We start from the raw sequence: 24,694 nt of genomic DNA on the forward strand, positions 1-24,694 counted from the left end.
GGGGGGATTTATGCGTTATGAGCCATTATTTCAGGTCAACTTAGGGGAGGATTTCTTCGATGCCATCCATCGTAGTTTTCAATGACGAAGGGTCTGTTCTTTACCAAAATGTGTTCGACGATGTTCAGGATTTGGTAAAGATCATCCGGGATGGCAGAAATATATCTGATGGCACTTTGGAGGATTGCCCACAAGTGCGGGTTAATGGCTTGATCGTTCTCACGGGGCAGCCACCTAAACCGAAAAGAGAAGCGCCGGCCTTATCAGAGCGGCAGATCAGCGTCTTACAACTACTTGCAAGAGCATATACGCCAGAACAAATAGCGCTAAAACTAGGGTTAACCGAAGCGACCATTCGATTACATATCAGTGCTTTGAAAAAGAAATTTGGAACAGATAGCCGTGACCAGATGATGGCGATGGCGGGTCAATTAGGATTGTGCGATACTTTTGAAACAAGCCCGGTCCATGATCAACAGGAGGAACAGGTACGGTCAAGATGATCTGATGAAATGAAGGGGGATTCGTTGTCAGATTGAAGAAAATATTATATGATTAGAGGCGAACATATTTTTCATATTCCACATCGTAATCCTTGAAAAGTAAAACTACATGTCCAACTTTCCGGCCTGGTTTAACAGAGCGTACAAACGATGGAGCCGATCCCAGGCGGGTGAGGAAGATTTCATAGCATTTTGTGATCTATTAGGCTATCCACCTTCCAAGGTATTAGGCTGGTTACACGGCGAGTTTTTACCTGAAGGTTCAGAAATTCTGAGTATTGCAGGGACACTCGGAACAGAGGTTTATTCAACCCTTGGCCTTCCTGCAGTGGATCCTGAATTAATGAAGATTTATCATGCCTTCTCTCATTTGCATGGTGAGTTTCGAAGTCGTCTGGCTCAGGCACTTTGGGAAGCAGAAAATGAAATAAAAGAGAAGGGTATCTCAGCTGGTTCGCCGGATGCAGGGGGAATACTCAGTGCTTCATTTACCAAATGGGGTATTGCGCCAAACCCAAAGCAATAATCCTGATTTTCATAGCTTATTTGATTAACAACTATCAATAATGAGTATATAATTTCTTTATACTCATTATTTTGATTTAAAAGAAGGTACTATGGACGATTTTCCACAAGTACTAACGATTGAAGAAGCATCAAAATACCTTCGCATACCTCTATCCACACTTTATAAACTTGCGCAGGATGGAAAAATACCATGCCAAAAAGTTGGAAGGCATTGGCGATTTAGAAAAGAAAGGATAGATAACTGGTTGGATGATACGATAGCCAAATCAAAAAAACAAACTCCGATTAACAACGAGGAGCAACATGGATGTTGAATTAGTCGAAAGACTCGCAAAGTTAAGATTAATCATTGGGTATCTTGGGGAACGGGAACAGTTTGGTTGGTGGCAGAGTTCGTTTTTTACACAAGGAAGTAATGCTTTCCTTTCTCCGCTTTTTAGCAGAACGCAAGTCTTAGCTCAATGTAATGGCGTAACGCATGCCGCAGCTTTAGTGCATGACGAGCGTATTGGCATAGGTCATGTTTATCATCTATTTCGACTACCAGAAGAGATTGAGCAAGGAATCCACCGATCGCTCCATGAGCCGGCTTTATTCCAATCAGTTCAAAAGAATATTACCAAATCAGAAATAGCTTTGGATTTCTTGCGCAAGTTAACTGGACCCCAATTACCAACTGAGGTCGGTCCAATCCGAGTTGGAAACATCGTGGCATTGCGCGATACAAATTCTTGGCAGAAAGTAGCCGGCGCATACTTGTATGGTTTTGAACAAGATACCATGATCTGCCCCTATTTTTCAGATCCCTTATGACAACTACTTCCTACTCTTCAATGCTTAATGCCGGTATAGGTATGATAGATGCGACTCGCACAATGCTCAATTTGTGGCAGCCTGGGATGAGCGGTGTTGATCTTTATAAAGCTGCGCTAGAATCGGGATTGTTCCCCAATATTACTGCGCGACGCCTACAGAACTTCATCAAGGAATGTTTCGGCCCCCGATATTTGGTGAATAAAGGCGGCCCATCGAAAATACTTAAAACAATTGAATCTACTTTCTCAAGCCGAGAATTTAATCAATTACTGTTTATATACACTTGCCGTGAAAGTCGAATTCTTAATGATTTTGTTCGGGATGTATATTGGGGTGCATATAGTTCAGGTAGAGAAACAATTTCAAACGAAGATGCTCTTCTTTTTGTAATTCGAGCCAATCAAGATGGAAAAACTGTTAAACCATGGTCAGAAATTACGCTGTCAAAAGTAGCTGGATACTTAACGGCTTCATGTGCTGATTTTGGTTTGCTCGAAAATGGACAAAGAAGTATCCGGAAAATACTACCATTTCGAATTGAATCGAGATTGGGTATTCTGCTGGCCTATGATCTTCATTTTTCCGGTCATGGTGACAATAGCGTACTTAGCCATTCGGATTGGGGATTATTTGGTTTGGATCGAAGTGATGTATTGAATGAATTGAAACAGCTAGCCTTAAAAGGTTGGTTTATTATTCAATCCGCTGGAGATGTGACTCGAATAGGCTGGCAATACCAGAGTATGGAGGAAGTAATCGATGCCCTCAATAAGAGATAACTTCGACGAATTGATGGAACGTGTTCGATCTGGTCGAGAATTAGGACACGCCAGTTTTGAACCAATCTATTATTTAATTTTCCATCCCAAGGAAATTCTGGATGTGAAGAGGAGCCTGCCAGCCTGGATCGCAAAACTGCGCAATGATGGTTGGGACGTTGAGCAGTTTTCTATCGCCCAGGAAATTCGTTCCATATTAGACAGTGCTCCGATGATGAAAATCTGGTTGACCGCGGATAAAAAATCGCCTCTCCAGTGGGATAAAGCCAATCAATCTTTGGCCAATGCCATTACAAATGGCTCGTTAAAAAGTCGATTAGAGAATAAGCTGGAACAGGTGAAAGGTAAAAAGAGCACGATTATTCTTGTCACAGATCTCGAAGCACTTCATCCTTATACTCGCATTGGTGCAATCGAGAGTCAATTGTACGGAAAATTCTATGTGCCTACCGTGTTCTTTTACCCAGGTGAACGTACCGGAAAGACGCGATTGAAATTCCTGGGTTTTTATCCAGAAGATGGCAATTATCGCTCCGTTCATATCGGCGGCTAAAAAGGAGTGTCAGTGGCTATGCAGATCAAAACATTATTTGACCCATCAAAAGACATCTATCGCAACATCGAAAAGGTGATCACATATAACGCTTCGCAAGAAGTTCGTCTAAAAGCGGAAATCACCGAATACATTGTTACTGAAAGCATTGAAGATCAGTTCGAACGGTTGCTGACCAAAATGCAACAGGCGATGGATAGTGGCGGCGAGAATGAGGTAGGTGTATGGGTTTCTGGCTTCTACGGTTCTGGTAAGTCGTCCTTCACGAAATATCTTGGCTTAGCATTAGACCAGAGCGTGCAAATTGAAGGGACGCGGTTCTTGAAATATTTACAAGACCGTATGAACAAACCCCAGACGAGAGCGTTGTTATCTACGGTGGCTAATCGCTTTCCGGCAGCGGTTGTTCTTCTCGATCTGGCAAGTGAAATGCTGGCCGGCGCAACGATGGAGGAAGTCTCAACTGTTCTTTATTATAAAGTTCTGCAGTGGGCTGGCTATTCGCGAAATCTAAAGGTAGCAGCATTTGAAAGACGGTTGAAAAAAGACAACCGTTATGAGGAGTTCACAAGCCGGATTCAAAACGACCTCGGTGTTTCCTGGAAAGAAGTTCAAAACGATCCTTTAGTGATTGACAGCTTAATCCCAGAAATTGCACACGATCTTTATCCCCAGTTATTCAAAACGGCCAGTGCCTTTAATACCGAAACCACCGATTTCGTCCGTTTTGAAAATGAACGTGTCAAAGAAATGATTGATATTGTTCATGAGGCAACGGGAAAAGAATACATTGTTTTTATCATTGATGAAGTAGGTCAATATGTCAGCTCACGTCCAAACCTGATCTTGAATCTGGATGGGTTGGCAAAGAACCTGAAGAATATCGGCAACGGTAAAGTGTGGATCCTCGGAACTGCACAGCAAACCCTTACCGAAGATGATCCACGCGCATCTTTAAACTCACCCGAATTGTATAAACTCAAGGATCGTTTTCCAATCCAGATCGACCTTGAATCCAGCGATATCCGCGAAATTTGTTACCGCCGTTTATTGGGAAAATCACCGGATGGGGAAAAGACCCTTGGCGCAATCTTCGAAAAGCATGGTCAGGAGTTACGATTTAATACCAAACTCGAAGATGCCAAATATTACGACGCAGACTTCGATAAGGTTACATTCACTAATCTCTATCCTTTTTTACCGGCCCATTTTGACATCTTGCTGCACCTTTTAGGCGCTCTGGCTAAATCTACAGGCGGAATTGGACTTCGTTCAGCTATTAAAGTGATCCAGGATATCCTGATCGAAGGCCCGGATGGTCAACCACCTGTAGCGAATCAACCGACCGGTTGGTTGGCCACAACGGTTACATTATATGATGCGCTTGAAAAAGACATACGCCGCGCTGCCCCATCCATTCATAAAGCGGTTGCAAAGGCTCTCATTCGCTTCCCTGATTCGGCAATTCATCAGGAAATCGCCAAAACAGTAGCGATTCTTCAAATATTGGGGAACATGCCAGTTACAGTCCAAAATATTGCGGGTCTTACTCATCCTACGGTTGATGCAGCATCGCGCCATGATGCAGTCGAATCGGCTGTCAAGGATCTCATCTCTGATGGATTTGTTCCTTTTGGTGAAAAAGATGGGAATCTGTGCTTTTTCAGCGAAAAGATTAATGATATCGATCAGGAACGGGCGCAAATTCCCTTACGTTCGATTGAAACCCGGCGGATTCAAAATGAGGGGTTGCGAGAGGTGTTCAGCCCACTTCCCTCTGTCCGGCTGCACAACACTCTCTCCGTAACCTCCGGGTTGAAATCATCTACCGGGTCTATCCTGACGAATCTTGCCGGCGAGAAGGAAACGATTCAAACCGTGGTGGAATTAGTCGCTCCTGAGGATTATGAGGGAGCCCGTACCCGCCTGGTTGAGGAATCTCGTCAGCGTAGTTCGCAATACACGATCTATTTATTGGGAAGAACGGTCAGCGAGATCAACGATCTGGTATCCGAAATTTACAGAAGCCGTGAAATTGTTCAACGATATCGTAATGACCCAGATCAGGAAGTTAAGGAATATTGTTCAGCCCAGACCGACCGCGCAAATGTTTTATCCGGAGACTTGGAGCATTTGTTGAAAAACTGCTTAAGCCAGGGATCCTTTATCTTCCGCGGTCAGGTAACGGCAGCAGACAGCCTGGATCATGACCTGGTTGAAGCGGCGAAAAAGCATTTAAGCACAGTGGCCGAACAAGTCTTTGATCGCTACAATGAGGCGCCCGTCAGAGCAGATACGAATATTGCCGAAAAATTCCTGAAAGCCGGCAATTTAAAAGCAATCGACTCCAACATCGATCCGCTCTCTCTCGTCCAGGTGGTGGGTGGAACGCCTCGCATCAATACCAATCATAAAGCTCTGATCAGCATTCGAGACTTCATCGACCGCAATGGCTCAGTGGATGGGAAACGTCTGACCGATTATTTTACCGATGCGCCTTTTGGCTGGTCTCCAGATACCTTACGCTACCTGGTGGCAGCATTACTGGTCAACGGAGAAATCAAGCTTAAAATCTCCGGGCGGGAAATTAAAGTCAATGGTCAACAGGCAATCGAAGGCCTGCGCACCAATAATTCATTCAAAACAGTGGGGATTTCACTTCGCGATGGACAGCTTCCACTCGAGGTGCTTGCACGCGCGGCACAACGCCTGACCGATCTGACCGGTGAACCTACCATACCGCTGGAACAGGAAATCAGTAAATCAGCAGCGAAGCACTTTCCACAATTACAGTTGAAATACGGTCCCTTGGATTCAAAGTTGGAGAACCTGGGGCTGCCAGGTGTGGAGCGCATTCGTGAGCTCAATAAAGATCTGGCGGAGATTTTGGAAACCGATGCCTCAGATGTCCCGCAGCGATTGGGAAGCGAAGAATCCTCACTCTTTACGAGCCTCAAATGGGCAGCAGATGTAACCCTGGCGCTCAAAAACGGGCTAGAGGTGACAATCCGCGACCTGCGTGAGCATTGGAAGGAGATCAAAGCATTACCGGATTCAGGAATACCAGGTCAGCTCAAAAACGACGTTGAGGAATCGCTTGGCCAAATTGGTGAACGTCTGGGTCAGGAAAATTTCTACCAGCACAGCGCCGACCTAAGCTCTACACTTACCTCAATCAAGAATCATTTACGTGACGCGATTGTTCAGATGGTGGATGCGCAAAAAAGTACGATTAAGGTGGCTAAGCAAGATCTACCAGGGTTGTTTGAATGGAACGAATTGACGCACGAAGAACAATCTCAGATACTGGCGCAGTTAGAAGCTTTGGCTGTTGAAGTGGATAAGAATTTGGCAGGATTGAAACAACTCCTTGGTCAGGAATATACCATCCAATCACGGGTTAGCGGCGTACGCAATAAAATTGAGGAAGTCGGGCATGAACGACAATTGGCACGTTTGAAAGAAGAGAAGGAACAGGCTGCTCGTGAGGGACACAGTCGAATTACCCGATCTTTGAATATTCCTACCAGGGTGACCAACAGCAGTCAATTGGATACCTTGATCCAACAGCTTCAGACTCTGAAGACCGAATTGGCACTCTACAATGACATTGAAGTAACCATAGAACTGAAGGATTGATCCATTATGGCATTTGATCAAACCACCCGCAACCGTCTGGCCCGTTTCGTCAGCGATGCCCGCGCCCTCTTGACTGAAGAATTTACCCGCCAGCTACAGAATGAATATGGGCTTGATCCAGCCAGTGGAGAAGTTACTCCCACTGAAAGATTAACGGCATTGGATGATCGCCAGCGTGAGACGGCACGGATAATCCGTGAAACCCTGGATTACTATCTGGCAGGAAATTCACAAGCAGATGCGAAAGCTTTCCATGATGTACTGGATCGCATCGTGCGCGAACAGGCGTTTACAGTTCTCAACCGGTTGTGCGCTTTGCGCATGTCCGAAGCGCGTGGGCTGGTTTTAGAATCGATTGCCAAATGTTACCAGTCGAAAGGCTTTCTACTCTACGCTCGTCTGGCGGGCAGTGCACTGGGAGAAACCGGTGAATCCTACCGCATGTATCTCTTCAGTTTGATGGATGAATTTGCTATGGAACTGCCGGTTCTGTTTGACCGTTTCAGCCCGCAGGGACGGCTCTTCCCCCGCGAGGCCGTGCTGTTAAAACTCCTGGAGTTGATTAACGACGCGGAGATCGATTCGCTGTGGACCGAGGACGAGACCATCGGTTGGATTTACCAGTATTTCAACAGCAAAGAAGAACGCAAAGCCATGCGGGACGCTTCGTCAGCTCCGCGCAACAGTCGTGAGCTGGCAGTACGCAACCAGTTTTTCACCCCGCGTTATGTGGTGGAATTCCTCACCGATAACACTCTGGGGCGCATCTGGTACGAGATGACCAAAGGCGAGACGGCGCTCAAAGATACCTGCCGCTACCTGGTGCGCCGTCCTACCGAAATATTCTTGAAAGAGGGAGAACAAGCACCAGAGCAGTCCAAAACCGATGAGAACCTCTCGCAGGAAGACCTGCTCCGTCAACCGGTATATATTCCTCCCCGCCCTCTGAAGGACCCGCGTGAGATTAAGATGCTGGACCCAGCCTGCGGCTCGATGCACTTTGGTCTGTATGCCTTCGACCTCTTTGAGCAGATTTATGCAGAAGCCTGGAAGCTGGAAGAACGACTGGGCGAAGACGCCCTGCAGCGATTGGCAGATCTGGATTCGCTGCATAAAACCTACCCGGATGAAGAAACTTACCTGAAGGATGTGCCGCGCTTGATCATCGAGCGCAACATCCACGGAGTGGATATTGACCCGCGTGCGGTGCAGATTGCCGGGCTGAGCCTGTGGCTGCGTGCTCAGAAGAGCTGGCAAACCAAGGGGCTGCGCCTCAGCGAACGACCGCAAATTCGCAAATCCAACGTGGTGTGCGCCGAACCCATGCCCGGTGACCGGCAGATGTTGGATGAATTTTTGAGTACGCTGAGCGGAGATGGGTTGGAAACGTTGATGCGCAAAGCCTGGCATGTACCTACCGACCAGAAAGTGCGCGCCACACCGCAGATGGCAGATGCCCTGGCAAAACTGGTGCGCACTGTTTGGCAGGAAATGGAACTGGCCGGCGAAGCCGGCAGCCTGCTGAAAATTGAAGAAACACTGCGCGATGCGATTGCCACAGCTCGTAAGGAATCCGAGGAAAAATCACCGCTCTTCCGTGTTTTGGAATATGGGTTGAATGAACCCCCGAAAGAGAAGTATGTGCAGGTGGTAGCGGGTGAAGACCAGGATTTCTTTGACCAGGCGGAAGGATTAGTGCTGGCTGCGCTTCGTGAATACAGTGAACAAGCGGTAAACGGCGATAGTTATAAGCGTCGTTTGTTTGCAGGGGATGCATCACAAGGATTTGTCTTTATAGACTTATGTAGAAAGCTCTATGACATAGTAGTAATGAATCCCCCATTTGGCGAGTTGTCTGAAATAGCTCAAGAATATTTAACAAATAAATATCCACTTACTTGCAATAATATTGCCACTATATTTGTTGAGAGAATGGCTAATAAACTAAATCCTATGGGTGGATTGGCTTTAATCATTGATAATTCAACCTCTATACGATCATCATATGAAGATTTTCGGAAGACTATTCTTTATAATTCCTTATGTTTATATACATATGCTTCTTTAGGGTGGGAAGTGCTTGATGCAAATGTTGAGGTATGTGCTTATTCTTGTTTTAGAACAGCTACTGAAAAAGGCAACTGTTTCTGTGTAGATGCGTCTAAAAAAGAAACTAAAGAAAATTTTCTTAAGGAAAACATATTATCCATTTCTCAAGGAAAGAAAAATCAGTTTGTTATTGTTAACCCAGAAGAATTTAAATTTCTTCCAAATGCAATCCCCAATTTTTCAATGCCTAGAGGAATAAGATCACTATTTGGAAAATTTCCGTCCGTTAACAATTTGGCTCACCTTAAGACAGGAATGAGCAGTGGTGATAACGAAAGATTCTATAAAATGTTTTGGGAAAGACCTCAACGATTTGAAAATGACTGGAAATTTCTTTCAAATGGCGGAGAGTATTCTCCATACTATCGTGGTGATAGGGAGATAATTAATTGGCATCGAGATGGTATCGAAATTAAAGAACATAGAAAAGCGACTTTCAGAAATAGTCAATATTATTCTCGGGTTGGTTTGAGTTATTCTAAACGCTGTGAATATTTGTCTGTTCAGCTCCTTCCATCTGGATTCGCTTTTACTGATGAGGGACAATGCATTTTCCCAGTCTCAGAAGAAAATAGATATGGCTTATTGGCTTTCTTTAACTCAAAGTTCGCTCGGGTTATCCTTAACGAATATTGCGGTCAGCATAAATCTAATGGATATGTGCAACTTATCCCGTTTCCAAATATTAATCTAAGTATTTTAGGTAAGATCTCTAATAATATTGTCCAGATACTGTACTCTGAACTTATATGGACAATACCTTCTATATATTCTCGTGGACCATTATTATTAAATCCGGCAATTTTTGAAACAAATTTATCGATCAATGAAATTCGTTCAAATTTGATAAGAAAATGGGAATTATCAAAGGTAAAAATTGATGAATACGAAAATACATTAAATATGATGATTTATGAAAGTAGTGGATTAAACGAAAATGAAGTTAACTATATAAATAATAAGGCAAAAAAGATCCCCGCAGCTCATTTTCAACTTTCAGAACAAAAGACTGATGGGTACTCATTGGTATCTGAATTTCTTGATTACATAATGGGTGTGTTTTTTGGTTATTGGAATATTTTAAGTATTAAAGAGCCAATAGAAGTACCTCTAGATACTGCGCCAATTTATCCACCAGGAACAGTGTATAAGGGAAAGCCATTGGCGTCTAATAATATTCCTGATTTCTACCCAGTAAATGTTAAATGGTCAGGAATTGCTGAAAGTCAAACTCCAATTGAAAAAGAGAGTTTACCAAATAAACTAGAGGAGATTCTCAGGATTATTTGGAAAGAAAAATTGGAAGGCATTGAATTGGAAATTTCCGAATCATTAAAGATTTCATCCATGGATGAGTACTTTGGAAATCCAGATTTGTTCTTCAAAGATCATTTAAAGCGTTATTCGAAAAGTCGTCGGGCTGCGCCCATCTACTGGCCGCTTTCCACTCCTTCGTGCTCTTACACTCTTTGGTTGTACTATCACCGGCTGAATGATCAGACTCTCTACACCTGCGTCAACGACTTTGTCGATCCCAAGCTCAAGCAGGTGTCCGAAGAAGCTGCCCGCCTGCGTCTGAAGAAAGGCCGCAGCGCTGCGGATGAAAAAGAGTTGGAGCGCCTGACGGACTTCGAGCGCGAATTGAAAGATTTCCGCGAAGAATTGCTGCGCGTGGCGAAGTTCTGGAAACCGAATCTCAACGATGGCGTCGAAATCACCGCTGCTCCGCTATGGAAGCTGTTCCAGCACAAACCCTGGCAGAAACGCTTAAAAGAAACCTGGCAGAAGTTGGAAGCCGGCGAATACGACTGGGCGCACCTGGCTTACTCCATCTGGCCGGAACGCGTGCGCGAAAAATGCAAGAACGATAAATCACTGGCAATTGCGCACGATTTAGAAGAATTGTATGTAGAGCCGCCGGCATCCGCTAAAAAGAAAAAAGCCAAAAAACCAGCAGTTGATGAAGAGACAGAAGGTTGGTTCAATGACGATTAAAAACTTCATCCAAAAAGAAATATTTTTGCCACGCCTCAAACAAAATGGGGTGTTGGTTGTGTATGACCCCGACCAGCGCTACCACGAGCTGTGTTTGGAGCTGAACGCTGAAAAACTGCGTGTCATCGATACATCCGAAAGCAGCATCACCAGCCGCTTTGCTGCACTGGAAGCACTCAATGAGTTTGGCCAGCCCAACCCATCCCTTGAGGGTATCCTGGTGTATGTTCCCGCCAAGTCGCCAATCACGGATGAGGAAAAACAACGCGATCCGTTTGCCATTTACGGCGCTTGCGGCTCTGTCTTTCCAGAAGGAGATGGGGATGAATTCCTCAGTCTTTGCTTGAAAGCACGCGCGGATTATGCTACGGAAATCCGCCGGATTTTTAAGGACAATCCTAATCCCGGTTTTGCGGTCATTGACGCCGTTGGCGGAGGAGCAGGCTGGCCGAACCTGCAGGCAATGCTGAAAGTCGAATCGGCTCGCGATATTTTATTTGTTTTGCTAACACCCTCCGAAGCGCAAAAAGAGACTCTCAAAACACAGGCCAGTTGGGTAACTGAGGCCACAGCATTGTTCCAAAGCGCTTTGGGCCTGAACTTGAAAACCAAAATGAAAACCTGGAATGCGGTTGCAGATGAGCTGTGGCGATTCCTGCTTTTTAGCGAATTTGTTTTCGACCTGCCAAGTGACCTGCCGGTAGCTCTGACGACTGTTCCTTGTGCCCCTCAAGAAGCACTTCACCTGGTGGAAGATCTGTGCGACCGATTACGCAATGATCGGCGCACCCAGGCTTTTTACATTGAACGAGCTGAGGGAATTGAAAAAGACCTAAACCTGCCAGCAATTTGCGAGAAAATTGATGATTTCGGTGTTCGGGACACCTTCCCATTTGAAGAGCGTGCTTGTTTCAACCAGGCAGTCGATGCGTTGAAACGAGATAATATCGACAGACTGCGCAGTGTTCTCAATCGCCACGAACAATCTGTCTGGGTCAGCCGGGGTGAAAACCAGGCACAGTGGGCTTTACTCCATTCGGCTGCTAGCTTGGCGCAGGCTTGCGAAGACTCCGACCGCCAGCTATCTGAGCACACCCGTACATTGGATACCTTGTTGGATTTTTACACCAACAATATCCGTGAAGTAGATCGCATCCAGCGTGAATTTGAACAGGCCGCTGGAGATCTCCTCGATTCAGGGGGTGCATCAATTGAGGTGATCAGTCAAACGCGTTCTACTTATCGAAAATTAATCGATAAGGTTCACGGGATTTTCGTACGCCATATCGAAAAATCCGGCTGGCCGATATCGGGACGCTTATCGAATGCAGATGTGTTTGATAAATTGGTAGCACCGAAATTACTTGAAAGCGGTCGGCGCGTGGCTTATCTGTTGATCGATGCCATGCGTTATGAACTCGGTGTTGAGTTAGCAAAGCACTTGAACGAAGCTGGGCAAATTGATGTTCAGATGGCTTGCGCTCAGATGCCTACAGTCACACCCGTTGGGATGGCGACACTGTTACCCGGGGCCGGTCAAAACCTAAAAATTATGAATAAGGATAATCAGTTGTTGGTCGTATTCGGTGACCAGCCATTAGCCACCGTCGCTCAACGCATGGATGTGCTGCGTAAAAAGTATGGGCAGCGTTTTGCAGAAATGGAACTGGTCCGGTTTGTCCGCGATCATCCTAAGATCGAGAATACTGTTGAACTTCTGGTCATTCGTAGTAATGACATGGATAATGATTTTGAAGCCAATCCAGAAGCGGCTCCAGGATTAATCAGTCGTACCTTCCAAAAAATCCGTTCAGCTATTTATAAATTGCGTGATTTGGGATTTCAGGATGTCATCATTGCCACCGATCATGGCTTTTTCCTGAATACAGCCATTGAGCCAGGCGATGTGTGCGCTAAACCATCAGGGAAATGGATCAATGTCCACGAGCGAACACTGCTCGGTGATGGGGTAGGCGATACATCCAACCTGGTTCTACCCTCTGAAATGTTGGGGATTCGAGGGGAGTATAGCCAGGTAGCAATTCCACGAGCTTTGGTATCGTACCGGGCTGGGCAATGGTATTTCCACGGCGGGCTTTCGCTTCAAGAAGCGATTGTACCCGTCATCGCAGTAAAGATTCGCGCTGCAGAGATTGGAATTGGCAGCAAACTTTCGGTGATGTTGAATTACAAGCGAGGGTCCAAAAAGATCACCACCCGATTACCAGTCATCGAAGTTGAAGCTGGAGCTTCGGATCTCTTTGCCCAGGAAACAGAGTTGTTAATAGAAGCTTACGATGTAAAAGGGCATGTTGTTGGCGAAGCGAAACCTGGCGGCCCGGTTAACCCGGCGACCAGAATCATAATGCTAAAACCAGGGGACACCATTCCAATTACACTAAAAATGGATATGGATTTTGAGGGAAAATTTGTAGTAAAAGCGCTCGACCCCATTACGCAAACAGCCATGGGAAAACCACTTGAATTAGAAACGGACTATACGGTGTAATTATGGATACTTTAGACGAGAAACTGCTTGGAGTATTTGAAGGGAAAGTTGTCCGCAAAGACTTGTTACATCGTATTAAAAAGGGCACGAATGTCCCAACGTTTGTTTTGGAATTTCTATTGGCGCGGTATTGCGCCAGTGAAGATCCTAAAGAAATCCAGGAAGGATTGGAAGCTGTCCTGGCAACTCTTCAGGATAACTATGTGCGCGCCGACGAAGCGAACGCTGCACAATCGAAGGTAGCAACCAAGGGAAAACACCGCTTCATCGATAAAGTCCATGTCAACTACATTGAAAAAGAGAAGCGCCATTGGGCTGCCCTTGAAAACTTCAATTCCCAGCGGGTGGCTATCAATGAAAAGTTTTATCGCGATAACGATCGTTTGTTAGAAGGTGGTATTTGGGCTGAAATCACCATCGGATACAACGAAATTGAAGATGATGATTACACGTTCTATGTTGAAGATCTGCGACCAATTCAATTGAGCCGGTTTGATTTCGATGGGTATGCAGCAGGTCGGAGTAAGTTTTCACGAGATGAATGGCTGGATATTGTTTTGCGCTCTGTCGGATTAGAACCGACGAAGCTCTCTACACGATTGAAATTCCACTTTATGCTACGGTTAGCATGTTTGGTGGAACCTAACTACAATTTTATCGAGCTAGGTCCCAGGGGAACTGGAAAATCGTACTTCTTTAGCGAATTTTCTCCCTATTCAACCCTGGTCAGTGGCGGACAGGCTACAACCCCAATATTGTTCTACAACAATGCCCGGAAACGAACGGGCCTGGTTGGTTTCTGGGATACCGTGGCTTTTGATGAGGTCGCCGGCATCCAAATCAAAGACTCCACAACCATCCAGATCATGAAAGATTTCATGGCAAACGGTCGTTTCTCGCGTGGAGCCGAAGTGATTGCCGATGCGAGCCTGGCATTCAACGGGAATATCGATCATTCCATTGAACAATTAGTCAATTCGACTGAACATGATCTTTTTATTCCCATGCCAAGAGAGTTTGATCTGGCAATAATGGATCGGTTTGCCGCGTATTTACCCGGTTGGGAAATGCCGAAGAATAGCAGTGATTTTCTAACGGGAAATTATGGTTTCATTACGGATTATTTGGCGGAAGCATTTCATCATCAATTCTCTCACACCAATCGGTACGAGGAAGTCAATAAGCGAATTCGATTGGGACAGAATGTCGAAGGCCGCGATGAAAAGGGCATCAAAAAGACAGTATGTGCTTTTCTAAAAATACTGCATCCCGATGGTCCACCCAGTGATTCGGAATTTGACGAATATGTAGCCTATGCTGTAGAAGCCAGGCGGCGTGTAAAAGAACAAATGAACAAACGAAAACCGGATGATGAGTTTGCACGAATTAACCTGTCCTATTTTGCCCCAGATGGAAAAGAAGTCGTGGTTTTTTGTCCGGAATCACGTAACGCAACTGCTACACAGCATCCATTTCGGCGTTCATTGAATTCAGGAACAAAAGAGAATCCGGAAGCAAAAACGAGGAAAGCTCAAACTAGAACAGTGGTCGAGCAACCTTCAGAAGTGGCAGTAATGGTTCAACCAGAAATTGTTTCACCGAAAGAGTTAGAACTTAGTGAAAAGCATTACACAATTTTTTATGGTGATACTGGCTATAGTTATGAGACCATTTTTGGCCCCTACTTTACAGGTGCAAAGAGTATCGAGATTGAAGATCCCTACATTCGTATGCCTCACCAAATCCAGAACCTTGTTCGCTTTTGTGAGGTTATCATCAAATTGTCGGGCATCAAACGCATCGAATTGATCACTGGGTATGACGATGAAACTCAGAAGTTGGAGATTGAACAGAAACTAGGCGACCTGAAACAAAGCTTGCTCGAAGTTGATATTGTTTTCGACTTTGACTTTAACCCAAACATTCATGATCGTGAAATTCAGCTGGATAATGGCTGGGTGGTAAAAATTGGTCGAGGATTGGATTTCTACCAGAAACCACAAAGCTGGAATGAGATCGGCGCCAATGATCTTTCGTTGAGAAAATGCTTGGAAACGAAGGTAGATATTTACAAGGTTTAATTCACGGATATCTGAGAAAGAGAAAATGAATCTGTTGGTCATCTCAAATCAATACTTTTGAATAGCTAATGGAAGCAAAGCAAGGGAAAAATATGCCCATTGGTGGAACCCCTGTCCCAAAGCGAGAAATCATTGAATTAGTCATCCGGAATATTCCTGGCGACCAAATTCGAGAAATGTTAAAAATCCAGGCTGAAACCGACTTAAGGCGTAGGCTTGATGATTTCTCAAAAAATCAATTAGTGGAGGTTCTACAATCTACGGAAAATGGACATAATGCTCTTGAAGATACAAAAGCGAACTATCCATTATCTTCAAGCCCAACACTTTATCTGGTGTCGGTTAACTCCTGGCCAGATTTTCAACACCTTCTTGAGGCGACTACTGAACTTGCAGAACAGATGCAAGAGGCAGCGGTTCGATTTGGTCTGGATCGAACAGTAAGGTCAGTTTACATAATTACTCCTGCGAGAGAGTTTGTTACACAAATACCATTTCAAGAAATTCCTCTCGTTTATGAAAAGAAAATTGAATACGTGGTTTCTGATCCGGAGTCGGAGGACTTTGGAGAAGTTAATGTTATTTACAGTCTAGAAAAAGCAATTATCTGGTATAGCAGAGAGTTTAGGCATGCTCTTTTATTATGTGCAGATTTCCAAGCGGTTAAACCAATTCTGTATTATTGTAGAACATTGTTAGACATTAGTTGGCAGCTTCCATATCTTTCCGAGGAAATGCTAGATCGTTTAGCAGAAGGAGCAAATCCAAGGACAGCTTCTTTTTCACGTGTTGATGTTGATCCAATTGGCATTTTTGATGCTCAGTCCCTCACAATTTCAGATCCCTCTTTAGGAGAACTAAGATCCTATCGATCTCTTTCCGACGATACCTCCCGACAGCAAACTTTTGGTTTTTATTCAAGTCATCCCGATTTAGTCCAAGGTGGAATGGGAATATCACGTCAATACGGCCGTATATGGACGCCAACACACTTACGAAAAGATTCCCTATTAGCCCTCTCTATCAACTTAATCCAGAAAACAGAACAGGACCTTAATAGGGAGGCTGATATTAATCCGAATGGGTTTATAACGTACTATCGAAATGTACCTGTAACCCTTGGCAGAAAAAAACTAAGAACTCAACAACGATATTATTTCGACGAATTGATTAAGGCGATAATTGGAGCTCGAAGGTCACGTACTCTAGAATTTCAATTTGATCCTGTTTTCGTTAGGAACCTGGTTGAACAATATCATTTCCTTGACATTGTTCCAGCACTAAATATTCACTGTGAAAATTGCGGGGATAATATCGCTCGCTGTTCAATTTGTAATTCTCCTCTAACCCCTATTGTTATGGATCACCAGCTCATTTTTCAATGCTCCACCCATCCTAATGAACCTCAATATCAAGATAATGAGTTGTTCCCCTGCGACTGTGGAGCCAATATTGAGCTGACATTTTCGGTAGATATCAGGATTCTTCCCGGGGTACAGCTTCTAAAAGCAATCCACAGGTTTTTAGGCGTATTGGAGAATCAACAATACGACGGCAGTTTTATTATCATCGGTAATGTCTTACGATTACTTTCAAGGAATAGAGTTGCAATTAACGAATATCATTTACCTGAATTCCAGATGTGGCAGACCAGAGCACATATCCACCAACGAAATATTTCAGATGAAAGAAAAATCCAGTATCGACAGATCCTTGGACGCATAAAAGAAAAATGCATTCGAAATAATCGGCATTCAAGTTTGGAAATTTGCGCTGCTTGTATGCAAGAAGCGGTGACCACAGCTAGAATAAACTCAGGGAATGATCTTTGCCTTGCTCGATTGTTTGGTTATGCGATTGATGAAGATTTCGACGGTGTTCATCATGGCCATGAGGTTGCAGATATTCGATATCCGGATGTTTTATTGAATACCGGAGAAGAAGTCCGCTTAGGTATACATTTAAAAAGTAGGGAAAGTCATAGAGTTCATGGTTTAGGGAGATCAGTATCGTGTATCAAAGGACTTTATACTCAGTATTGTTATTCTGCATATTTAGCAACACTAGGTGGTGAGGATTTGGATGTTATCGGAGTATCGGTTCCCAATGAAATTGGCGATGAAGTGAGGGAAAACTTTCAGTTCATATCCAGCCAATTTGGATATCCATTGATTGTTCTTGACGAAGAGGATTGGCTGCGAATTATGGATGCAGCTATGGAAAAGACAGCAATCGAGCATGTGTAGATAAAAAAATGACAGATACAATCTTAGACAATTTAACTCTACTAATATTTAAGGGGGGAAAATGATTGAAGCAATTGAACAACCATCAAAAAATGTAAAACCGATCATACGTCTTGGAATTCTCGTTTTTGGCCTTGTTGCTCTCATATGGATTAGTTACAGTTTAACTGGTACGATTTTTCCCTCTGACAATCGTCAAGCAAATATTTTTCAAAGCGGTTTATTGATGGTTATTTTAGGCTCGCTTTTCCTTGAGGATAAATTTACAAGGCCTATAGATGCCGTAATAAATGCATTAACTGCTGGCATATCTTTAATTACAGTTTACTCCGTCACAAATGACATTTGGTGGGATAGCTTATTTGGTTATTGTGTAGTTATTTTTCTCACCGCAATCATTTGTGTAGCTTTAGGAGTTCCTGGTGAATCTTCAGGTTGGCGAAAAGTAATTAGCCAACTACTCTACAATTTTTCAACTCGGCTGGGCAACTCGCGAATACTATTTAGCATTATTTTCTTATACTCAGTGTTTTCATATTATGGCTTCCAATCCTATCAGTCAGGTGTTTTAGTTCTATTTTGGGGCGTTTATATTGCTATATGGCCTCTTAAAATCCCAAATATTTTCCAGTCACTATTCGTTAGAGGAACAGAACTTCCAAATCGTTGTGGAACTATTATTCGAATGGAAGATCCTGACTTGGTACTGGTAGAACTAAAACCTTCCGTAAAGTGGTCTTCAGAACATTTATTTTTAGCATGTACTGGTGAGAATGAGCCAAAAATTGTTTTACCTTTATTTAGTCAAGTACAAAATAATCGTCTTGTTGGTACAGGATTATGCTTAGATAGACCAGAGTCTGAAATCAAACAGATTTCTTGTGGAGGTCTCTATGATTTGAGTGAGATCCAAGGGAATACATCAGAAGAAGTAAAGAAATTCTTCCAGTTAAAGGCAAATACGCTTCCCGTAGGTTTAGTATCTGAAGGTTCAACTATTGGGAAAATAAAATTTGAAACATGGCCATCTGCAAATTTGTCTGAAGGGCTTTTGGTTTTCAGTATTATCAATGGTTCCCAAATCTTTTACCAAGTAATTGAAGGCAATACCCGCAATGAGGAACTTACAAATAATAAACACGGTTTCTTTGTAGCTGAAGCAATACAACTTGGAACCCTTGATCCAGTACAGGGATTCTTAAAATACCCATGGTTGCCTGGTATAAATTCGGCAGTATTTCTTGTAACAGAAAATTTAGCTCCAGAACCTCCGATGCTCCAGCCAGGAGATTTTATCTTAGGAAATACACCTTCTTCCAAAATTCCGATTATTGCTAACATTCATGATCTCCGATCTCACCATTTGGCAATTCTTGGAACAACAGGTCGAGGTAAAACTGAACTCGCCTTTGATTTGATTCGAATTTCTATTGAAAATGAAACGCGGGTTTTCTGTGTTGATCTTACACTGCAATATGCTCAAAAACTCAACCATTTACATCCAAATTTATTAAGTCTAACCGATGATCAAAGTATCCAACTTGGCGCAAAAATATTCGAAGCTGAAACAGGGGATTATGGTGGTGGAAAAGAAAAAAGGACATTAGAACAATTCATAAATGGACTTCGCGAAAGCATAGATAAAACAGTAACTGAATTTCTTCAAGATGAGAAACCAAAATTAGGTCTATTCAATCTGCCCGCCATCTCTAATACTAGATCGACAATCCAAATTACTGAGTTATATTTATCAGCAATATTTAATTATGCAAAAAGCCATCCAAACTGTAAACCTATTTGGATAATACTTGAAGAAGCTCATACCTTAACACCTGAAACTAAAACCATGGGATTAAGTGATTATCATTCCCAAGCAGTGGTTGGTAAAATTTCACAAATAGCGTTACAAGGCAGAAAATATAACGTTGGTTTGATGGTGATTGCCCAACGGACTGCGACAGTTAGTAAAACTGTTTTAACTCAATGTAATTCAGTTATTAGCTTCTCGATTTATGACCAAACTGGTTTAGATTTTCTCGCCAATATTTTCGGAAATGATTATATAAATATCATTCCAAATCTAGGTTTTTTACAGGCGATTGCATTTGGAAAAGGGATAAAAAGTATGAGACCATTGGTTGTTGGAATCCCTAAAAGGGATATGACAAAACCAGAAGTTCAAGAAACCCCAAAAGATGATGCTAAGGAATGAGAATTAATCAACTGCCCAGCTTATGGCATACATGCAGGCTCGTGGACACTTATAAACAATTGCGATTCCATATTTGATGCTTCGCGACAACAAGCTTTAAACCCATTATTTACAAATCCTTAATGACTAAACGGCCTTAATGAAAATTAAAGCCGTTTATGATGAATCTAAATTCCAAATCCCATCTGACCCTCCAGAACTACCTCCTTTCTTCGCGTCCGTCTAACCACCACTGTCTTCTGGCTCACCCAATCATCCCAGGTCATCACTTTCGGCCCAGGAATGATCACTGCACTCGGGGTCGTCAAACTGCCCATCGGATTGTGGCTGACTTGCAGATCATCGGCAAACAAGGTCTGTAGGTCAGAGAGCTTCGCGCCCTCCAGCACATCACGAGCAAGCTGAGTGAGAAAGTCGCCTTCCTCCTCTGGAACAATCGCGCCTCCGACCTCATCCCCGTAAACTAGCTGCGCGGCTTTCATCTTTTTTCCCATCAAAGCCAGCGCTGTTGCTTCCATCGCTGACGAGTACACCGAGAAAATCGCTTTGACCGGCTGTGTCTGTCCCAATCGCCATACACGTCGCACACTTTGCCACAACGTATAGAGTGAATATTCGATCTCGAAGAACACCACGGTTGAGAATTGCACCAGATCGAGACCTGTTTCCACAAGCCGCGGGTTACAGATCAAAACATCGATGGTATCCACACGTTTGGCAATCCATTCTTCACGCTTGCGTGGGTCAACATTACCACTCAGGATAGAGACTCTCAGCCCATTGGCTTGCAGCGGCATCATCACCCGATCTTGAATATCACGAGTGCCAGTCTGACGAACATAGACCAACACTTTTCGCCCTTGCTGCTTTTCTACCTTACAAAAGTCAGCTAGCCAGTTCTCTTTCGGCAGCCATTTATGGCCATTCGGATTGATTGCCGGCAACTCCATCAACGGTACTTTTCGCACGGTTTTACCATCGCCATCATCCACCTCATCGACCACCACAACCTCATCCCGAAAAGCGGAATTCGGTCGTGCTAGAGTCCATTGAAGCCAGGTGGATAGGTAACGACTGGATTGGATCGCCAGTTGTTTCAGACTTCTATCCATGTTGTGATATTGCTGTCCCTGATCATCGAGCATATCCAGGGCAACCACTTCCTCCTTATACGACGGCAGAGCCAGGTTCAGATCTTTCAGGCTCAGGAATATGGTGGTATCCAATAACCGGCTCACGATGGCCGGGCTGACACCCGGCTGTTCTTTAGCCTGATTACGGTAGCACCGGTTACCAGTGTACACGCCATCTTCATCCGCGTCTTCGTTGCGCCTCCGTCTTCGGGTAGTTTCAAGCACTCCATACAACCGCGCCCAGCGTTTCTCGTCATGGAAAGCAAAATCACGGCGGACACCATGATTCAGGCGATGCAGCAGCCAGAATATTGAGGTGCTTTTGCCACCAAAGAATGTCCCGGTGAGAGTCAGCGTCCACTTAGTTGATGTTACCAATTGGTGAAACGCCACACCACGATCCGACGACTTGGATTTGAACTGATGGACCTCATCGGCTATCAGAAGCTTGAAAGCGCCCTTAGCATGTTTGGTAATGTACTCCGAAATGCTATGTCGCCTCGCCCCGTTGAACTCAAACAGAGGTGTCCTACATGGACGCATGCCCCATACCGAGTCACCGTTGGCATCAAGTTTCATCCTCCCGTCTGCATCCAACTCCCAGCCAGGAATTCGATTGTGACAGAATTGGCGTTTTTCTGCCAATTCTGAGGCATCGGTCACAGGAACGTTGAATCCGTCCTTTTCGACCATCACGACCTTACCACAACCAGGACAAGCACAGGCATCCACAATCTTTCCAGTCAGTGGGTCTCTTGCTTTCCTGTTGATAACCGCCGGCTGCCATCCTGCCCCGAACTTGGCAGAGGTGTGTGCTACCACTGCCACCCATTTTGGCTTTGGACCTCCTTTCATTTGAGCAGTGTCATACGCTGCCTTATATTGATCCAGGAATTCACGGACATCGTTCACATCATAAACTTCGTCACTATTCCGACCGATGCGGCGGATTTCTCGTGCATATGCTCCTGGGATCACTTCCTCGATTTCGCGGATCCATTTGGGTACAAGGTGTGGAGGACAAAGCACGATTGCCGGGTAAGCATCCAGCAGCTCTATCACGCCAGTCGATATTGTCGTCTTTCCAGTCCCCATTTCTGCCTGGCAGTTAGCCACGCCATTTTTACGAATTGAACGAGCCAACGCCGCTGCCGCATGTCTTTGCGCAGGAAGCAAACCAGCACGCTCTTGTCCGGGGAGTGCTTTTCGTAGAGTACCAAGCCTATCGAGGGCTGCAATTTCGTTTACGGTTGGGTCCAGATTGTAGATGGGTTTATAGGTTTCCAGTACATGAGCAGCGATCTTCTCGCCGTGAACTTTCATGAACTCTGAAAGACCTTTAACATCCTGGATCACCTGGATACCATCCTGCTTCAACACAGCCACCGTAGTAACAAAACGATCCTTGTAGATTTCAACGACTGTATCCGCTTCTTTGGCATCCGGCTGCTCAGTCTTTTCGACCACCTTGATTACTCGTCCCTTGATTAGCATTGGTTTACCTTCTTCATCGGTCAATTTCACCGTGCCCATCATGCCAGAGGCCATGAGCATAGCGATATGACCTTTCTTCAAGGGCATGACCGGTTGGGAGAGATGAGCCAGACCACGCGTTGGGCGTATCAGGTCAAGCCAATCACTGGTCTTATGGGCACCTGCTTCCTTCGTAGCTTCAACCACCTCTTCCGGTTCCCAATCCGTTCGCTTGAACATAACTGGTTTGCCATTTGCACCTCGTAATGGCGCAGGCAATAGTTCATAGATCGGTTCAACAGCGGGATGGATAGGTTCCAGTTCAGTTGATGCCAGGCTTTGAAGCGAAAGAACCTCCTTGTCTGTGGGCAACTGGTAGAGTTTGCGCTTGTATGCCAACACCACCACCTGCTTAAACTTCTCGTACAATCCATCCGGAAACCGATAGATCGTGATAGCTTCATAATGCCCGGCTAACAGCCGAGCAACTTCAACCATTCCCAGGATTTTCTGTGGGATGATATAGGTCAGCAGCCCGCCACGCATTAGTTTGGAGGAGGTCGTCTTGAGAAAATCCCATTCCAGTCTTTTTTGACCTTCGAAACGGTCAAAGTCATAAGGCGGATTCAAATAGAGCCAGGAAATGCTTTCATCGCTCAGAACACAAGCTTGCCAGGGAGCCTGGAAAACCTTATCCATTACGTTTTGAGCTTTCCCTGCTCGTTCTGGTGAGAGTTCTACACCCCAGGTTTCGCAGTTGAGTGCGTTACCCAAGGAAGAAGCAGCTTTTCCTTCCCCTGCGCAGGGATCAAATAACCGCCCTCTTTCGCTGGGCGGTTTCAGGTAAGTGCGGATGATCTCGACAACCGGTTCATCCGTGGGGTAGTACCCCATTCTTTCGATTGCTGGTGGACGCATTGTTCACTCCTTTACTAAAAAATCCCCGCAGGAGACGCGTCCAACCCCTTGAGGGGATGAAAAGCGCCCCCTCCGGGGTGATGTTGCAAGTAGTTTTACTTGTTCTCTCAGATGGTCAGTGAGATTTCCTCCTGAGCTAATAACTCGGATAACAGTTCTTTCCAGTCAGCTTGCAGGTCAATTCTGGCACCAAGGATACAATCGCCACCTGTGGTCAGATCTTGAACCAACTTACGACTGCGAGCTTGTTTCCAAAGGGCTACTGACCATTCATCCAGGATCGGCACCTCCAGAGCTTCTTTGATTCGTTCAACGAAAAGCTGAATCAAATCCTTTCCTGGATCAGGTGTTCCTCGAAAAATAAGCAGATATGCACTGAGGTCTTCTGGTTCCCATTTTCCAGGAAGCGCAAGCCGAGATACAAACCCGACATGATGATTGGTGTATTCAGGCATGGCTTGCCAGGCTTGTTCATACTTATCAGTGGGAATCAGGGACACATCACTTAGGTCGTCCCGAGTCATTTGTAGGGATTTCCCGCATATAAGTGTCACCCGCAGTGATTCCAGACTGGTCTTGTAGCCGGCGAGACCGATGTACACCAGGTTGTGGTCACTATCGTAAGCATAACCGGTGGCATGCGACATGGCTTGGCCATTGCGCAGCTTTGGAACCGCTTCAGAAAACAGGCGCTCGCCTGGTCTGACCTTGTTATTTTCCTTTGGAATAATTTTCCAGACGACGATTCCGGCATTAACCCGCTCCAGTTCTTCGTTGAGTTCTCGCAGAACTTCGTACAATCCCTTCCAAGGTTGTACACCGGTGAATGTGATGCAGGCTTCGCCGCATTGAATATTGATCCTCCTATCTTGCACGTCGAGGGTGGCTTCTACCAAAGACAGGGTTTGGTAGTTCGCTAACACCTGCGGCAGTTTCTCACCCGACTTTGCAGTGAACAGGTATGCACCGAGTTCCGAATCGTACTTCAGGAAACCGGCTTTCCCAACTGCGTAATCGTATGGGTACGCTGCTCGAGTCAGTTCCTGACCGAGATCCTCTCTGGTTGGCAAACCGCTGCCGTCTTTATGTGCGGCAATAACAACCTTACCCTCCTTCTGCCTGGCGATGATGCGGTTCACTTTTTCGCGCAGGTATTTGTCTTCGTAAACGTTCATGTGATCCTCCTTTGCGATTTAGATG

General features: G+C 44.8%; 14 protein-coding genes. 12 read left to right on the forward strand and 2 right to left on the reverse strand.

Going from position 1 to position 24,694, the window contains the following annotated elements; genetic code table 11:
- The first annotated feature begins 59 nt into the window (after positions 1-59).
- The 12 genes from ATC1_RS09335 (at position 60) to ATC1_RS09390 (ending at position 19,970) form a co-directional block, all read left to right on the forward strand.
- Positions 60-503 (forward strand): helix-turn-helix transcriptional regulator, encoded by a 444-nt coding sequence (locus ATC1_RS09335; RefSeq protein WP_062280876.1) that lies wholly within the window; start codon positions 60-62, stop codon positions 501-503.
- A gap of 109 nt (positions 504-612) precedes the next feature.
- Entirely contained in the window at positions 613-1,029 is a 417-nt protein-coding gene (locus ATC1_RS09340) for a hypothetical protein (protein WP_062280879.1), read from the forward strand.
- A gap of 91 nt (positions 1,030-1,120) precedes the next feature.
- Positions 1,121-1,345 carry a helix-turn-helix domain-containing protein gene (locus tag ATC1_RS09345; protein WP_062280882.1) on the forward strand — a complete coding sequence of 75 codons (225 nt, stop codon included), beginning with the start codon at positions 1,121-1,123 and terminating at the stop codon, positions 1,343-1,345.
- Positions 1,335-1,844 carry a BrxE family protein gene (locus ATC1_RS09350; RefSeq protein ID WP_062280885.1) on the forward strand — a complete coding sequence of 170 codons (510 nt, stop codon included), beginning with the start codon at positions 1,335-1,337 and terminating at the stop codon, positions 1,842-1,844. Before ATC1_RS09345 ends, ATC1_RS09350 begins: the two co-directional genes overlap by 11 nt.
- Positions 1,841-2,626, forward strand: a complete 786-nt coding sequence (locus ATC1_RS09355; RefSeq protein ID WP_062284064.1) for a BrxA family protein — start codon at positions 1,841-1,843, stop codon at positions 2,624-2,626. Before ATC1_RS09350 ends, ATC1_RS09355 begins: the two co-directional genes overlap by 4 nt.
- Complete coding sequence (locus ATC1_RS09360; RefSeq protein WP_062280888.1) at positions 2,607-3,179, forward strand: BREX protein BrxB domain-containing protein; 573 nt, start codon at positions 2,607-2,609, stop codon at positions 3,177-3,179. The genes ATC1_RS09355 and ATC1_RS09360 overlap by 20 nt, the downstream gene beginning before the upstream one ends.
- A gap of 18 nt (positions 3,180-3,197) precedes the next feature.
- Positions 3,198-6,818: a BREX system P-loop protein BrxC gene (gene brxC / locus ATC1_RS09365; protein WP_062280889.1), complete on the forward strand. Its 3,621-nt coding sequence runs from the start codon at positions 3,198-3,200 to the stop codon at positions 6,816-6,818.
- Between the two features lie 6 nt (positions 6,819-6,824).
- Complete coding sequence (gene pglX / locus ATC1_RS09370; RefSeq protein WP_062280892.1) at positions 6,825-10,922, forward strand: BREX-1 system adenine-specific DNA-methyltransferase PglX; 4,098 nt, start codon at positions 6,825-6,827, stop codon at positions 10,920-10,922.
- Positions 10,912-13,431 (forward strand): PglZ domain-containing protein, encoded by a 2,520-nt coding sequence (locus tag ATC1_RS09375; RefSeq protein WP_062280895.1) that lies wholly within the window; start codon positions 10,912-10,914, stop codon positions 13,429-13,431. The genes pglX and ATC1_RS09375 overlap by 11 nt, the downstream gene beginning before the upstream one ends.
- A gap of 2 nt (positions 13,432-13,433) precedes the next feature.
- The gene (brxL, locus tag ATC1_RS09380) at positions 13,434-15,512 is read left to right on the forward strand and encodes a BREX system Lon protease-like protein BrxL (protein WP_062280898.1); all 2,079 of its coding nucleotides are present in this window, start codon (positions 13,434-13,436) and stop codon (positions 15,510-15,512) included.
- A 68-nt stretch (positions 15,513-15,580) separates the two neighbouring features.
- A complete protein-coding gene (locus ATC1_RS09385; RefSeq protein WP_062280902.1) occupies positions 15,581-17,758 on the forward strand; it encodes a hypothetical protein in 2,178 nt (725 codons plus the stop codon).
- A gap of 61 nt (positions 17,759-17,819) precedes the next feature.
- The gene (locus tag ATC1_RS09390; protein WP_062280905.1) at positions 17,820-19,970 is read left to right on the forward strand and encodes an ATP-binding protein; all 2,151 of its coding nucleotides are present in this window, start codon (positions 17,820-17,822) and stop codon (positions 19,968-19,970) included.
- A 167-nt stretch (positions 19,971-20,137) separates the two neighbouring features.
- Here the strand turns inward: ATC1_RS09390 and ATC1_RS09395 are convergent, their stop codons facing one another.
- Both ATC1_RS09395 and ATC1_RS09400 read right to left on the reverse strand, forming a co-directional pair.
- Positions 20,138-23,494, reverse strand: a complete 3,357-nt coding sequence (locus ATC1_RS09395; protein WP_062280907.1) for a DUF6094 domain-containing protein — start codon at positions 23,492-23,494, stop codon at positions 20,138-20,140.
- A gap of 107 nt (positions 23,495-23,601) precedes the next feature.
- Positions 23,602-24,669: a hypothetical protein gene (locus tag ATC1_RS09400; protein WP_062280911.1), complete on the reverse strand. Its 1,068-nt coding sequence runs from the start codon at positions 24,667-24,669 to the stop codon at positions 23,602-23,604.
- Positions 24,670-24,694: the final 25 nt, after the last annotated feature.

The sequence above is a fragment of the Flexilinea flocculi genome (assembly GCF_001192795.1).
GTDB lineage: Bacteria > Chloroflexota > Anaerolineae > Anaerolineales > Anaerolineaceae > Flexilinea > Flexilinea flocculi.